We start from the raw sequence: 15,762 nt of genomic DNA, 5'->3' as shown, positions 1-15,762 counted from the left end.
TTATGAAACAAAAAATATCAAAATAAATTCATCAAATGGTAATAACATCTACATTTAATGCAACACAACCATTAAAAAACACTCAATATTCACCCATCAATCTTACATCTGAGAAACACAGACCTATAAAAACCAGTAATTATATCTTTGCTGAAGAAGATCAATATATGAACGCCCGACAGGCAAAGATCGAGCATCCAAAATCAGTTCAAATCGTTTTAAATTAGCCTTCCGAGCAGAAACAACTCGTTTTGGATTAACCAAATATGAACGATGAATACGAAGCAGCTCATCATCATCAAAATATTGTTTTATCACTCTCAACCGCATAGAGATACACTTAGGTTCTTTCCGATCTGAAAGATAAATAAAGCTGTATCCTTTATCTGCTTGTATATATTCAATCTTGTCTTTATTACTGGCAATTTCGTACAGCTCCGATAATTGCGCAGGTTTTTTCACCAACTCTTTAATTGATTTATGTATCAACTGAATATGACCAAACAGGATAGAAAAAAACTGCTCATCCACATCCGTCAGGTTAGTTTCAGATCGAACTTCAAACTGCAGGAGATCATATTGATAACGACGTAAATCCTGTTGTTGAATGGAAGTCGCGCCATAGACAGAAACAACCTGCTCGCCTTGTGCAACAGTTAAACAAATTGGCTTCGAAGTCTTTACCAAAAAAAACTGACCTATTTGCTCAATAAATTTTGGCAGATCAGATACAACCAAATCCGATTCAAAGAACGATTGCAACGAGCTCATATATTGCTGAGAATCAGTCAACACCGAATCTTTGACGCCTATAGATTCGACCTTATCTACCTCGTTATTTTCATCTTGATTATCCACAATCAACGGCAAACAAATATCTTGTGCGGCAGGCAGAAACAGCCTAAACAAACCACCCGGAGTGGAAAGCTTCGTCACACGAATATTTAACTTCGATGCCAACTTTGAAAGATCCCGATAATCACTGATATGGTTTATTGAAAGTTCCCTTAGGTCTGAATCGAGACAAGAGATATCCAACTGATGAAAAGCTGTTTCCTCTCCAGCAATAGATATGGTTAATGGGCACTGAACATCCTGACAACACAATAAAATCAGTTTCTCCAAAAACTGCTGCAAGTAAACCGCATCAGAATAGATCACAACATTTGATGCCTCATTCATATCTGCATGAACTTCCAAGCCATAACGAGATTTAACTAGATAACAAAGCTGTCGAACACTATCGTTCAGGTTCAACATCTGCCAGAGTACTGATCGTTCTCGCTCTGCTAAACGCGTATGTTCTAATAATATATGGACAGGCCTCATCATTCCCTGAATCATTTGGTCATAAGCAAGATACCCACCTCGAACATAAAGCGCTTTACGCAACTCAGAACCTAACAATAATTGGTAAGATTGATTTAACGCCCAGTCCATTCGACTCAGACCCGATTGAAGCAGCAAGAAGGTTTGCTTTTCTTCTGCAATCCGGGATCGTTTTTTTCGCCGTTTTACATCCATCAAGACAAGAAAAAAAACGAATACAAGAAATACCACAACACTAACAAGGAACGCTGACTGATGTTTAGTGTAAGATGAAATCAATACAAACTTTATGTTCTGCAGCGGATAGAATCGATTAAAAATATAGTGGACAACGGAATAACTATCATCACCATCTGCGTGCAAACGACCAATACCCATTCCACCTAACTGTTGCTGTACAACATAATCGACTTTTTCATTTAAGGACGCACGACTTTCAAAGGAAACGAAGTGCCCACCTAATTTATTCGGATTGTATAAATAGCTCGCTTTACTCACATCATCCCAGTATTCCTGATAATCAGGGTTAGACAATAAACTGATTAAATAGTCGCGACTGTAGACGCCTGTTGCACCAATTTCCTCAGTATCCCAACTCCCCCAACTCAAACCTGAGAAACCCTGCCCCAATCCGTTGGTATTTTTTACTCCCTGCCAAGCAATCGCATGGGGTGCCACGTCAAGAATCACCTTTTCACGGGGAAACCCAACAGAAATCAGTCGGGAAACAAAACCGTCGACGCTGGCACCATCGTCAGAATAAAGAGGGGAAAAATGCCGGGTAGCAGGAACATGCGTATGATTGACAACCTGAGCTGTTGGACTGACAAAATCCAGAACGTTTGCCATAAGTACGGCTTGCTCTGATGTAACGTTCATTGACGGATAGAGTGTTGTGCTTAGCCAGTACTGTTTGCCATCTATATCAGCCAATGAGTTCAGACGTTGGCGAAGTGTCTGCAAACAGGAAATAAATCCTTCTTCATTTTTACGTTGTATTTCAGGGTTATTATCTCGAACAAAAAACCATTGGAAATCAATACCATCAAACTGATACCGCGCCATAAACTGAACAGCAGACTCAGCGAGTTTTCGCCTTCCCTGTTCAGATGAACAAAGCTGAGCAAAGTGGTTCGAATAAACATATCCACCTAATGAAATTAGCGTGTTTAATTTTGGAAAAAGAGGACGAACATCATTTAACTCGTCAAAATTTCCAGCGTAATCTTGCAGACTAAGATCATCATCGGGATAAATATGTTGAATATCTGCATAGATATCGCCAACTAATACCTCACCCTTTTCGGTAACGCGGGCGTTTTGATAGATTAAATGCGTCAAACGACTTAACGGCAAATCCCGGACGTGTACATTCGGGCTATAAATCCCCCAACTCTCATAGTACCCGACGATCATTGGTGAGGCATGAGCAGAAACAAAAAATGGCAATAACAAACAGGTAAAGAGAGAAAAAACGAATCTAATCATTATTATTATTTTTTATAGTCGACAAAGCACTCCATCATAAATCAGACTTTACCAACAGAGAAGAACAATCAGACGGGGAGTAGAGTGACAGAGTCCCCAAGCTGAATTCTTCCTGAGTTAACAATTTTTGCACATAGGCCACCATGCCCCATCATCGCCGCTATCGCGCCGCTTCCCAATACTTCTTCCATTCGAGAACAAGGATGGCACCAGGCTGTTGTTTCAATGATCGCCTCGCCTATTTGCAGACGCTGATGTCGAACAACATTTAAATTCATGCCAGATATCACAATATTTCGTCGTAACAACGCCGGATCAATGCATTCTTTAGCCATAAAGTGGGCTATTTGCGCAATAAACTCGGTGCTGATAATTGTCAGCTGCCGAGCGGAACCAGGTGTTTTACCTATTCGGTGATCTCCTGTTAAGCCTAACCCTTCCAAAGCCTCCACACTCTCCAAAGCACAAACCGCCTCTCGCCGTTTTGGCCGCACCCCAATCCACTCCACACGACCAGGCGCGAGCTGAGTGGTATAACGGCTGAGTAAACGTCCCGTAGCTTTCATATATATTTTTTTATCCAGAGATACCGAAATCGACAAATAATTTAATTAAACATAGGTTCGATAAATGCGCGTTCGCCGACCGTCCACACTATACCCATCCTCCATTCGTTCCCAGCCAAATTTTTCATATAAACCATCGTGATCCGTCACCAAATATAATGCAGACTGGCCAATAGATTTAACAATCTGTTTGGCATGTTGAAAAATTGTTTCAGAAAGCCTTTTCCCCCTATGCTCAGGCTCAATAAACAAACTACATAACCAAGGGTACAAATCATGTCGGCTTATTCCGTCATTGGTAATCAAACCATAACAGCCAACAATTTCATTGCGGTTTAACATCAGATAAAACTGCGGGATAGCATCCGCTGTAGCACTCGAATGAGAAATGGCGTCAAGGTAGAAGGGATAGTTATCAGGCGAACCCCATTTCGAGTAAAAATAATCTACCGCAGTTGGAACGCCACCACTGAAATCATGCACGTTAACTAATTTATACATTTTTTCACCTGACTTTTCTTTGACCGCTCAATAAGCGTAAGGTATTTATTTTCTTCAGAGAGTTCTTTATCTGTGAGAATCGAATCAATCCATTCACACTGAATATCGTTTAGAAACTGGCGATACCCTGCCATGTCAACCAACCCGGCAAGGTCAAACCGACCTTCACCACCTCCTGCCGCCACGCCACTTCCAATAACCTCTCCGGCATAAAAGCAGTACTGACCACACTCTTCCGCCACGTACAAATAATGGGCTTCACGGGGGGAACGATCCGTATAGCAAACCATGGAAATTAAATGTCGTTTCATTATCGGTACGACGCCTCAGCGAAATCCTATTTAAGACTAAACAGTGTAATAAGCTCCAACAGGAGGTGCGCCAAACAGAACCATTGCCGCTTGCATATCCTCCTTAGGGAAGTTCGCCACCGATTTTTTGTGCGCCGCCTCTGAGTCCCATTTCTCAATCACAACAAATTCTTTTTCTGCACCAAGTTTTCTCAATACTTCGCAACCTAAACATCCTTCTGAGCCGGAGATAAAGGGGATGAGGGATTGTAAAAACTCATACAACTCTTCGGATTTTCCATCTGCAGCGGTAAATTCATTGATTCTTGTGATACTCATCCTGATTTCCTTAGGTAATCTGCTTTTTATTTAAGTGATTATTGTAATCGTAGCTGACGCTGTTCGAATAGCATAGCATGAGCACTCTGTATGTCTCTCCTGACAATTTCTGTCAAAAACAGAGCCAGTAATGCTTCTTATCATTTACGTTCAATTTATGGAATATTGATGCGAGTGAGCACGAATAAAGAACAGGAGGGAAAATACGGCATCCCTTATGCACAACACAGGTTAAACAATCTCTGTAACCGTTAAGGAGATTGGAGAATAAAAAAAAGCCCGGTATATCGCTATACCAGGCTTTTTTATGCGTACCCGAAAATTAAGCTTGCTCAGATTGTAGGTTTCGTCGACGCCAAAACATACCCAACATGCCCAATCCAAGTAGTACTGCGCTTGAAGGCTCTGGTACAGAAGCCGTTTCACCACTGAAGGTAAAGCTATCAACGTTCAGATCGCCAAATAGCGAAACATCAGCACCATCATTATAAGCGTAGTTCCAAAATTCAATTTCAACCCGGGTCAATAAAGAACTGGAAATATCTGATAGCAACTCCTGTCCGTTCCAATTGACAATCATGTTGTCACCGCTTCGACTAATATCCACCTGACCGTCACCCGCTAACGCTTGCGAGCCATAGCCTGAATGAATCTTTCTACCTTCAATTTCGGCGAAAGCAGCACCGCTGTATTTTACCCAACCATCAAAGTAACCAGTTCGGGCAACCAGGTTATTATCAGTACCATAAAATGAAACCAATAGTCCTTGCATTGCACTGTTGCTTGCATCTGATCCCCAGCTAAATGCCATGCTGGAATTAAAGTCAGCGACTGCGTCGAATGACTGACCGATTGAAGCTATCCCCCATGTACCGCCGCTAACATTATTTGTAATCGAAGACTGCACATTCGATACGTTTAAAGAACCACCATTTTCTGAGTATTCCCATGCCAGGGCATCAGACAACTCTTGCGTCCAGGCGGAGTCTAAAACACCGTCGTTAAACTGGTCTTCAATAACAACCGCAGCAAATACTTTTATTTGCCAGGAAAACAGCATTGCGCCTAGAACAAGTGAAGATATAAGTGTGGATTTCATCAGGTACTCTCCCTTTTAATATGAGTTTAAAAAAGCCTCCTCGGCTTTAGCGCGGATACTATTCTCCGACGCCCTCTCAAACAATTACTTAAAGATGAATGACGTTCCAAAATTGGCGTTACTTGATATAAATACTTTTATGGAAATATTTGCGCATTTTGTGCATTACGCGCATATTCCAGGCTAAAGCCGTTAGCGGGCTAGGTCTTCTACACAAAACTCGGGGAGGGTATCAATAAGCTGAATTAACACTTCGGTCAAACGTTCAGAGGCATAAGATAAGTTTTTTATGAATTCTTCTTCGGATGCATTATCGTGATCAACCAGATTGGTAATGGATTTCACTGCAATTAAGGGAACAGAAAATAGCTGGCCTATCCAGGCTTCCGCGGCAGCTTCCATTTCTTTTGCCACAGCGCTATGACTATTTATGGTCATGATATCGTCAGCACTTTTTTTCAATGATGACCCAGTAGAAACAATACCTGTTGACACCCCAAGCTTGGTCGCCAAGGCTTTCACATTCGGCGCACGATACAAACCTATAGCAGACTCATGATAACCGGGAATAGGGACATGACGATCATGGTAAACATAATACTCGTCACTTAAATAGACCGTTCCAATATCCGCGCCCTGCTCAGCAAAACCGCCAGCCGTCCCGGCAGAAATCATCACATCCGGGTTCAGTTTTGTTACCGCTTCATAGGCCATAATTGCTGCGGCTTCACTGCCAATATAATCCACGTGGTGTCGCTCATCCTTACCAGAAAGTACAACAGAAAGTGCTAAAGAATTATGGGTTCCCTGAAAACATCTCATGGGTAATTTAGGATGCAGAATAGCAGTGTTTTCCTTCAGCCCCAGAAACTCAATAAGCGGCAGAGCTTCATCCTCAACGGCAACTAAAATAACAACGGATTTTATTTCTGTTTTCATTAGGTAACGCGGTACACATTGAATATAAATCCAGCGCTTCACTAACAGAAGCCCGGGCGAGACTAAATATTAACAAAGTCATCGCATTCGCGCATGAGAGAAAAAAATAAAACGAGACTAAACGGCAATAACGGGGATAAAAAACCAGACACCGGATCAAATCAGGTGTCTGGAAAAAATAGGAAAGTACATAAAAAAACGACAAATCACAGGCTCTACGTGAGTAAAGCCTGCTATTACAACTTAGTTACACGCACCTAGCTGTTCCCAGGCAGAAGACCACGCCCAACCACTACCAGGAGCGTATGGTCCACCAAGAGAACACCAGCCGCCGACTTTACATCGGTATTCGTTGCCCACATTGGACACAACATCACCGGTGTTATAAGACGCGCCATCAACATAAGCCGGTGCACAGCTGCCGCCAGAAGAACTGCTGCTGGAAGACGAGCTACTGGATGATGTTGAGCTGCTCGAAGAACTTGAAGAACTACTTGAAGAACTTGAACTGCTGCTTGACGACGAGCTACTGGAGCTGGACGAACTGGTGCCACAATTGCCGACCACAGTCCAGGCAGACCAAGGACCCGAATTGGTTTCCGGATTAGACGTTGTCCACCAATTTGCTTCGTAAATTACGCCGTTCAGTACCACTTGCTGACCAGAGGTATAAACCTTGCCCGCTTCATAAGCTGGAACGCCACCACAACTACCACCAGAGCTTGAACTGCTGGAAGATGAACTGGAAGAACTGCTGCTTGATGAAGAGGAAGATGAACTGCTGGAACTTGAAGAGCTGCTTGAGCTTGAAGAACTGCTCGAAGAAGAGCTACTTGAAGAACCCGTGCCAACACGCGAGAAACCGGAAGAATCTTTGGTCAACTCGTACACAGTACCAACGCTACCAGCACTCCATAAACTTAAACCACTGGGCAACGCCAATGGGTTGGTGTCACGCTGTGCCTTGCTCAGACTGCTCGTACCACTTTCACCAGAGAATCTCACAGTTCGAATTGCTAAATCGTCACCGGTAATCTGGATAACTTTAAACTGAGCAAAACTGCTTTGATCCGCAATCCAGCTAGAATAACGGTTAGCTGTTCGTGTTGGTGCACCCCAACTACCTTCACCGATGTATACCGTACCGGCATCTGTTTTCAGATAGTCGTTATACTCAGGTACCACTGGCCAAGTGTATTTCACCAAGTGACTGTCTGATTCCACCACAACATTCATATGGTAGGTTTCAAACGGTGCAGCCCACTCAAACATTTTCTCGTAAATAGCAGGCTTACTCGTAGTACGTGGAAACATAGGTTTGTGGTATTGCGCAAAACGCCAGTTAGCACCGACACCAGAACCAGCCAAATCGCTGGTTAACCAGCTTTTTTGTTGTGACCACTGAGTTGAATAACCAGAATTTCTAAACTCGGTATTCAGAGTATAAAAACGTGCCTGGTTGCCACCGATAGAAAATGAGAAATATGTATCGCGTAGGGTACAACTGCCATTGCCATCGGGGTCGGTACCAAAAACTTTACACATAAATAGATGGTCATTGTTTTCATGGTTACCCACTGTTGGCACAAGCGGATAAATACGCTTGTACGCCTGACCATTTATTGAGTCGCTGGAATACGTTTGTGTCCAATCGTCAAGCCATTCGTCCAACTCATAGGGTTGGTTACCGTCGGTAAAGTCGCCACCAAACAATACAAATTCAGGACGAATTTTACTGACTAAACGCATACCTTGCAGACGAGGAGTCCGGTTTGTACGCGAGTCACCCCCGGCAATAAAAGTGACATCCTCTGCGGTTGCAGAAGCGGTCTTAAACCAGAACTTATCACCACAACCAGTATTATCACAAACCTGGAAATAAATATTGGTGTCAGCGCTGAGGTTAGACAAACGCACAAAACTGCTGCTTAAACTTCCGTAAGAGCGGCTGTAATCCGTTGAATGCATTTGCCAGGTAGAAGCGTCTGGCGATGTACCCGCCATTACATGTCCACTACCACCACTTGTGGTTGTAGTAAAACCGATTACCGCTTCGCTAGTAGGATTCTTATCCCATACTACTCGCACTTGAGTAGGTGCAGCTTCGGCAGTAATCCCCACCGCAGCGCACAGGGCAAGAGTAAATGAGCTAAGGGTTTTTGGCAGCCCCTTAAGCCCTTTACTCTTTTTTTGAGTAATTAATTTCATTTAGTTCACCATTATTGAAAAGGACTCAGAAATAAACGTTATAGTTATTATGACTACTCCGTGGTGGCCACTAACCGAAGCGTTGCAACTAGATCACTTGGCAGAGCCTGTACTTCTCCATTGTAAAAATTCAGGGTAAGCACCCTAAACTCCTCTCCTGCTCCATCAGCGTTAATATCAAATTGTGAGGAGCTCTGATCCGGTGAGTTATTATTGTTATCATTCGAACCAGCGTAATTTTTGTGTTGAATAATTTCAGACGTCCAATAAGGCGTTCGGGCCGTTCTGGGAAACAGATATTTATTCACCTTGGCCTGCCCGGGGTGAGCCTTTTCATATAAAAGTGAACTCAACTCCTGCAAAGTCGGTATCCGCCATTTGGCAACACCACATAAGTTGGTTTGACGTACATGCTCAATTAAGTTGGAAGTATCACAGGGGTATATATTCCGGCCGACGTGACACGACCCGGAGTTTTGCTTTCCCATAACCGGGAAATCTTCAACAGTTTTTCCATTAACAATTTGTGGTTTGGCAAACCAGGAGTATGTAGCTTTGTAGTATTGGCGCTGCTCCTGCCAGGATTTAACTTCCCACAACAATCCGGTTTTTTTATCCAACACACACGCCCAAGGCCCCATTTTATGGTGAACTGGCATTCCGTCTTGGCTGATTTTCTGCCAGCGTTCAGCCTCATCCACGCTGTTTATTTCTTCTGGCTTTTCAGCCAATGCGTTAATGGATAAGAGACTCACCAACACCAAACAGCTCGATGTTAAAAAATTTTGTAGCGAATTTTTTCGCCCAGCAATGCGCACTAAACTAATCATTCGACACCTCCGCTTTGCCATTATTTTCGACGCGTATTTTCAATGGTCGGAAGTGATAACTGTGACGGGTTTGTGCATGATCAAACGGAGCAAACCAAATATAAATACCATCTTTGACGGGTAAATCATAAGCAGACGGCGTTTGCAGCGAGCGGGCAATTTCCAAATACCAATAGCCGTCTTTCCACTTTCCTTTGGCTCGCACATCACCGCGGTCGCCGTTGAGAATTTCGCCAATTAAAACCGACGGCATTTTTGTTCCCACGGGGTAATTGTCCTGCTCTGGGCTATAGACAGTAGTACGCCGCCAACGAATTGCATCGTCGGTAAATGTTTTTTGCGTTATTTTTTGAATATCTTCCGGATACTCAGGCAATCGTATTGGTATCACTCCGGCAGGTTTAAACCATTGCCAATTATGTCGCACTGCACCCGTTTCCTGCGGGTCAGGATGGTAACCAGCAGTATAACGAGGGCAGTGAGCACAATCCGGCGACGGCTCACCAAAGTGGTCGTCATCCAAAACCGACATGGTATTCACCCTCAGGGCTTTCCAGTGCCATACATCCCGCACAGAACCATCGGTTGTATAATGAAACCCTCGACCGGAGCGACTGGCCGGTTTATTTTTTAACGGCTTGCGGCCTAAATGTGTACTGCCCGCACCACCCACTTCCGAAGTTTCCGAAAGCATAATTGCCATCTTGTCTTCGAAGTAGCGGCGCTCATCATCGCGCTCGAAACCTTCCTGTAACACTTTCCAGCCCTGCTCGGTTTTTACCATCGGTAAATGTTCATAGTCTTCTGTAGCATCTGGCCAACGTATGGCCATATACACTTCAAAGCCGTTATGTACCGCTTTCACTTCCACTGGAACAGACTGGGTATAATCATTCCCCTGAGCAGTCACAACACTCACCGAATCCACACCCTGCCAAAATGCTTCAGAAAACTCGCCATCGATATCTACATTAATGTCCGGCGAGATGCGTTTTATATTCAGCGACCGTACCGCATCCTTGTCCCAAGCAAAAAAGCCGGCAACAGAAACAGTAATCACAAGGCAGAGACTAGCAACACCGATGATCGACGAGTTACGAGGCAATAGCACTTGCCATAAATAACGGCAGCGTTTTATCAATAATTGCTCGAATGAGTGGTAAACAACCAGAGCAGTTAAAACCAACGCAGACAAATAGTGAAAACCAATAAGCAATGCATTTAACGAAGGGAGAACCGATAGATAGAGCAGCAAACCGCTGACAAGCTGGAGTGGAATCAACCAATACATCACCTGAATAAACAGATTTTTCCTCTTGGGCGGTAATCCAGTACTGTTGCCGTTGCCCGGTTTATTTTTCAGCCGAATACTTCGGATGAAATAATACATTGCAATCAGAGCAAGAATTAACCAGCCATAAGCCGCCCACTGATGGACGACAAACATATCCCCTTGAGGGACAATGCTTAATTCACTCAACCATACCCACTGCATTGGGTTGTCCGTAGCAAGGCGAAGGCCGCTTAGGAAACTCACACATAACAAACCAATCGCCGCGAGATGGCAAAAGACCCGAACAAAAGTAAAAACAGGGAAAAACATAATGTTAAAATCTGACTATTGTTATTTTTAATCTGCGTATAGAGAAATTATCTCCCACAAGGACGAATCACCGGTGCGCTTCCTCAAAGGTTTTGTACAAAAATGTTAAATGCCGCAGAAACTGGCCCACAAGAAGCGATATAAGCACTCAATGGGACGCCAATGCTAATTGCGAAAGATGACAGTTAGGAAAAAATGGGGAGCGAGATATGACTGCGGTAAAGAAGCCCGGTGAGACCGGGCCGGAAGATTAGTGTTTAGTATGTAGCCGGGATTCATCGGCCGCGAAAAGCATCTGCATCCAGGCATCCACCTCGTTCATGGGCGAATACGCCACCTTGTGAAAGATGGCAAGAGCGTATTCCGCGGGCTGGCTGATTGTTCGACCAGCCAGGCTGTGTTTAACCAGAGCCATCAACGCTGCAGCATTCTTATCATCGGCACTTTTACGCAAGCAATACAGGTATTCCATTCCTATACGAAGGTATTGTCGAATCAACCTGGTTGCGCAGTTCTGACAACGGCTCATGTTCATCATGGTTTCAGCAATGCAAAATGCCGGGTAGTAAGAGGCGATGGCCTGTGTCCAGTCCTGCTCATCCAGAGCCCTTCGGGCATCGGTTAACAGCGCATCCCCCTGCTGTTTTAACTTTTGCGCCCCCTGTGGCGTGATCGAATGAGTTTGCGTTATCGGTGAAATGTCATTCATCACTACACTCCCTAGGCAGCATTTGTCTGAGCGTATTCACCAACCAACTGCGCAACCCAAGAGGCAACACGCTGATCAGTCAGATCAAATTGCTGATCTTCATCTATCGCCAAACCACAGAAATGTGTTTTGGTTTCGTTGGCCGCCAGGGAGGCAGCAAAGTCGTAGCCATCGGTAGGCCAGGCACCAATCACCCTCGCACCGGTTTTGAGTATTCGCTGATACAACCAACCTACCGCATCAATAAAGTAGTCGCCGTAACCCAACTGATCGCCCAAACCATAGAGGGCAACCGCTTTACCAGATAAACGCAAACCGGCTATCTGCGATTCAAAATCCTCCCAATCTTCCTGAATTCCACCAAAATCCCATGTGGGAATTCCCATAATCAGCATGTCATAGCATTCAAAATCTTGCGGCTCAACATCCGCAACATTCTTCATTTCCACCGCACATCCGTAATTCGCCAGCGCCTCACAGATCTTATCGCCCACTTCTTCGGTGTTTCCCGTGTCCGTGCCGAAAATCAACCCTATACGCACATTTGCAATATCACTCATACCCAAAAACTCCTGATTAGCTTTTCGCGAATGATAACGCTTATTATTTGCGTTTGTAAATTAAATAGGGAATAATGACCGCATCCATGACGAATTCAACGCGTATTGTGGTTTGCTCGTTGATCCAGCCCCTCGTCATGGATGCTCAGACTTAGCCTAACGGATACATGTCACAGACATAGCCAGGGACTGGCCACCTTATTTTTACCTCACCCTAACGGAAACAGTAGACCCCCAAGGATGGGCTTTTTTAATTACCTTTACTCTCGGTTTCTTAAATCTTACTACGTGACAGACTTCACAACTTTATGACTGAAAACACAGAAAATGGTGTAAATGGCGTTTAATGCAAAGCGCCCTCTCGCAAAATGAAAACGATGTAATATGAAGGTGATACAATTTGGGTCGATGCGTCGACGGCAAACTACAGCAAATTTTTGCGTCCAAAAAATTAAATAAGCGACATTAGTTAAAAGCTATATCCGAATTGACTATGAACGACACCCTGCAAATCCCCGGTTATACAATTCATAACGTGCTCGGTGAAGGCGGCATGGCGACTGTGTATCTGGCAACACAGAAATCACTTCATAGAAAAGTCGCCCTTAAACTTCTGCGTAAAACGGATAATAAAAAATTTAATGAGCGATTCATTCGGGAGGGGCAATTTATTGCATCACTCAACCACCCGAATATCATTACTATTTACAATATTGCCAAATTAAAAAACGGCCACTACTACATCGCCATGGAATATTTGGAAGGTGGAGACCTGACCAAATATCGGGATCAAGCAGTAGACCCTCAACTTGCACTTTCACTAATTAAACAGATCGCCGAAGGTCTGACAATTGTCCATAAAAAAGGCATTATTCACCGCGATATTAAGCCCGCAAATATTTTATACCGGGACGAAAACACCGTGGTGTTATCTGACTTTGGCATAGCCAAAGACCTTACTAAAGACCTCGAGCTTACCCAGGTAGGCATTACCGTCGGCAGCCCCATATACAGCAGTCCCGAACAATCGCAGGGAGAAAACCTCGACCCACGCAGTGATATATACAGCCTGGGCGTTGTCTTTCTTGAATTACTATTAGGTGAAAATCCATTTCGTGGAAAAAGTTTTTCAGACACAGCAATCCGGCATATTAAAATGCCGATTCCCACATTGCCTGAACACCTAAAATTGTTTCAGCCGCTTATTAATAAAATGCTGGCAAAAGAACCGGGAGATCGTTTCGCCAGTTGCGATGAGCTGATCCAAGAAATACGCCAGCATGCGCTGTACTTTACCAATCATGCAAGTACATCCCAAATAGACCGGACAATACAGATTGATTGCGCACCGAATACACCGTCCGACCAACACGATGTGCAACTCAAAACCCTGGCCAGTAAAAAAATCAAACAAACATCCATATTCCTTACCGGTATTGTTGCTGTTGCAATGGGCATTTTCGCGCTCACCTACGAAAGCGAAACTGAAAGAAAAATTAATGAATTTCTCGAACAAGCTGAACAAAAAATTACCGAGAATAAATTAATCTCTCCAGAATCGGACAATGCGCGTTATTTTTATAATCAAGTGCTGTTAATGGATGCGGAAAATAAAGAAGCACTAAAAGGGATCGAAGAGGTGCGTAAACTGCGCATTGAAAGGTACCTCAAACTGGCCGCCACCCGGTTCGAAGAAAAAGCGTTATATCACCCCAAAGAAGACAACGCCCAGTATTACTACCAAGTGGTCTTGCAACTCGACCCCGAAAACGATGCAGCCGCCCAAGGCATGAAACTCTTGATCGAGGAACACACTCGCCTGGCAAAACTCTCGTTTGCCAGTAAAAACTACCGTCAGGGTATGCGCCACGTTAAGAACGGACTTGAACTCGACCCGGAAAATGAAGAACTGCTGGCCTTACGAAAAAAATACGCAAACTCCAGTAACCCGATTAAGCGCTTTATCAATAAACTGATCTAAGCGAACTCCATAATACGCAGCCAAAGGCCTGAACAACGGCCAATTGATGCAAATCAGCGTACAATTTTTTGGCTAATTTATTATGTGACGCTCTTATCGGCAGAGAGTGACACAATGCAATCTATCCATATCCACGAAATATACGAACTCATCGCACAAAACCAATTACCACATACCATTGATTCTGCTCGTGAGGTTGTTCAAAACTTTGATGCTGAGCAGCGCTTTCATAGTTGCTCCGTAACCGACCTGACGAAAGACACCGTGATTGAATTTTTGTCCAACAACGGCAAGCTTTCATCAAATGGCAACGGCGGATGCGCCTGCGGCCATTCCGGGTAAAACACTACCCAATCGATTCGGTAGCCGTCAGAAAAACTGGCGGCTATATCAAACCTGCAAAACCCTTAAGCCCCGCGCTCGTAAACTCTGCAACATCGTAGACTCCACCTTCTGATCTGTGATCAACACATCCAGTTCCTGAGTACCCGTCACCTGATAACTGGCTACGACTCCCAAACGGTCATGCCCACCCATAACAACCGTCTTATCCGCCTGCTCGATGGACAACCGAATAATTTCCGCCTCTTCCAGATATTTTGCCGAAATACCCCGCTCCGGGTGCAACGCACACAAGCCGGTAAAACAGATATCAAACCGCATACGCCGAATCATTTCCGCACATAAAGTGCCCACGCAACGTAAACCCGGCTTGAAAAACGTCCCACCCAACAGCACCACCTCAACGTTATCGTGATGAGACAGTTCACAGGCAATCAACGGGCAAGCACTGACCACAGTAAGTGGTATATCTCTCGGCAACGCCATCGCCAAATACCGGCAGGTTTCGCCGGAATTAAACATAATGGTTTGCCCCGGTTCGATAAAACTGAGCGCTGCATTAGCCAGTTTTTGCTTGTCCGGGTTACGCTTCTCCAGCCGGTCGGCGTAATCGGGCAAATCCAATTGCAAGGGCAAAGCGCCGCCATGCACCCTGCGAAGAAGCTGCATATCCCCCAACTTATTCAAGTCCCGGCGTACCGTATCCTCCGAGACATCCAGTTTTTCAGCCAGCTCGCTGGCATACACCCGCCCTTTGAGATTCAGCTCCTGCAGAATCAACGTCTGCCTTTCCGCCAATAACATGTTTACCACTCCGAATATCTGTTTTTACTGGATTTTGCATGTTTATGCCGAATTTTACTTGAAAAGCGGCATACTTCAAGCGTATATTTTGCACGAAGACGCACGAAACAGCGTAAAAAGACTAAAAATTATAGCTTTCACGTATTTTTCATGCAAAAACATGCAAAACTATTG

15 protein-coding genes are annotated in these 15,762 nt (G+C 44.3%); 2 read left to right on the top strand and 13 right to left on the bottom strand.

Annotation, left to right across the window (positions count from 1 at the left end):
* Positions 1-123: 123 nt before the first annotated feature.
* The 12 genes from P5V12_RS02425 to P5V12_RS02370 all read right to left on the bottom strand — a co-directional run bounded on the left by P5V12_RS02425 (position 124) and on the right by P5V12_RS02370 (position 12,461).
* Entirely contained in the window at positions 124-2,817 is a 2,694-nt protein-coding gene (locus P5V12_RS02425) for a glycosyl hydrolase family 18 protein (RefSeq protein ID WP_316955641.1), read from the bottom strand.
* A 68-nt stretch (positions 2,818-2,885) separates the two neighbouring features.
* Positions 2,886-3,383, bottom strand: coding sequence for an MOSC domain-containing protein (locus P5V12_RS02420; protein WP_316955640.1), 498 nt, complete (start codon positions 3,381-3,383; stop codon positions 2,886-2,888).
* Between the two features lie 45 nt (positions 3,384-3,428).
* Complete coding sequence (locus P5V12_RS02415; protein WP_316955639.1) at positions 3,429-3,884, bottom strand: GNAT family N-acetyltransferase; 456 nt, start codon at positions 3,882-3,884, stop codon at positions 3,429-3,431.
* Positions 3,872-4,195, bottom strand: a complete 324-nt coding sequence (locus tag P5V12_RS02410; protein ID WP_316955638.1) for a hypothetical protein — start codon at positions 4,193-4,195, stop codon at positions 3,872-3,874. The genes P5V12_RS02415 and P5V12_RS02410 overlap by 13 nt, the downstream gene beginning before the upstream one ends.
* Positions 4,196-4,231: 36 nt before the next feature.
* Positions 4,232-4,513: an antibiotic biosynthesis monooxygenase family protein gene (locus tag P5V12_RS02405; RefSeq protein ID WP_316955637.1), complete on the bottom strand. Its 282-nt coding sequence runs from the start codon at positions 4,511-4,513 to the stop codon at positions 4,232-4,234.
* Between the two features lie 322 nt (positions 4,514-4,835).
* Positions 4,836-5,612 carry a PEP-CTERM sorting domain-containing protein gene (locus P5V12_RS02400; RefSeq protein ID WP_316955636.1) on the bottom strand — a complete coding sequence of 259 codons (777 nt, stop codon included), beginning with the start codon at positions 5,610-5,612 and terminating at the stop codon, positions 4,836-4,838.
* Between the two features lie 192 nt (positions 5,613-5,804).
* Positions 5,805-6,551, bottom strand: coding sequence for a hypothetical protein (locus P5V12_RS02395; protein ID WP_316955635.1), 747 nt, complete (start codon positions 6,549-6,551; stop codon positions 5,805-5,807).
* A 243-nt stretch (positions 6,552-6,794) separates the two neighbouring features.
* Positions 6,795-8,759 carry a carbohydrate-binding protein gene (locus P5V12_RS02390; RefSeq protein WP_316955634.1) on the bottom strand — a complete coding sequence of 655 codons (1,965 nt, stop codon included), beginning with the start codon at positions 8,757-8,759 and terminating at the stop codon, positions 6,795-6,797.
* Positions 8,760-8,812: 53 nt separating this feature from the next.
* On the bottom strand, positions 8,813-9,589 hold the full coding sequence (locus P5V12_RS02385) for a DUF1566 domain-containing protein (RefSeq protein ID WP_316955633.1): 777 nt from the start codon (positions 9,587-9,589) through the stop codon (positions 8,813-8,815).
* The gene (locus tag P5V12_RS02380) at positions 9,582-11,126 is read right to left on the bottom strand and encodes an ethylbenzene dehydrogenase-related protein (protein WP_316955632.1); all 1,545 of its coding nucleotides are present in this window, start codon (positions 11,124-11,126) and stop codon (positions 9,582-9,584) included. The genes P5V12_RS02385 and P5V12_RS02380 overlap by 8 nt, the downstream gene beginning before the upstream one ends.
* 316 nt (positions 11,127-11,442) lie before the next feature.
* On the bottom strand, positions 11,443-11,901 hold the full coding sequence (locus P5V12_RS02375) for a hypothetical protein (protein WP_316955631.1): 459 nt from the start codon (positions 11,899-11,901) through the stop codon (positions 11,443-11,445).
* An 11-nt stretch (positions 11,902-11,912) separates the two neighbouring features.
* Entirely contained in the window at positions 11,913-12,461 is a 549-nt protein-coding gene (locus tag P5V12_RS02370; protein ID WP_316955630.1) for a flavodoxin, read from the bottom strand.
* A gap of 493 nt (positions 12,462-12,954) precedes the next feature.
* Here P5V12_RS02370 and P5V12_RS02365 point away from each other — a divergent pair, with 493 nt between their 5' ends.
* The gene (locus P5V12_RS02365) at positions 12,955-14,442 is read left to right on the top strand and encodes a serine/threonine-protein kinase (RefSeq protein ID WP_316955629.1); all 1,488 of its coding nucleotides are present in this window, start codon (positions 12,955-12,957) and stop codon (positions 14,440-14,442) included.
* A 114-nt stretch (positions 14,443-14,556) separates the two neighbouring features.
* Entirely contained in the window at positions 14,557-14,784 is a 228-nt protein-coding gene (locus tag P5V12_RS02360) for a DUF2492 family protein (RefSeq protein ID WP_316955628.1), read from the top strand.
* A gap of 48 nt (positions 14,785-14,832) precedes the next feature.
* Here P5V12_RS02360 and P5V12_RS02355 read toward each other — a convergent pair whose 3' ends face one another.
* Entirely contained in the window at positions 14,833-15,588 is a 756-nt protein-coding gene (locus P5V12_RS02355; RefSeq protein ID WP_316955627.1) for a DeoR/GlpR family DNA-binding transcription regulator, read from the bottom strand.
* Between the last annotated feature and the right edge of the window lie 174 nt (positions 15,589-15,762).

The sequence above is a fragment of the Teredinibacter sp. KSP-S5-2 genome, assembly GCF_032773895.1.
GTDB lineage: Bacteria > Pseudomonadota > Gammaproteobacteria > Pseudomonadales > Cellvibrionaceae.
The sequence above is the reverse complement of the archived record's forward strand: the minus strand, read 5'-3'. Positions and strand labels throughout refer to the sequence as shown.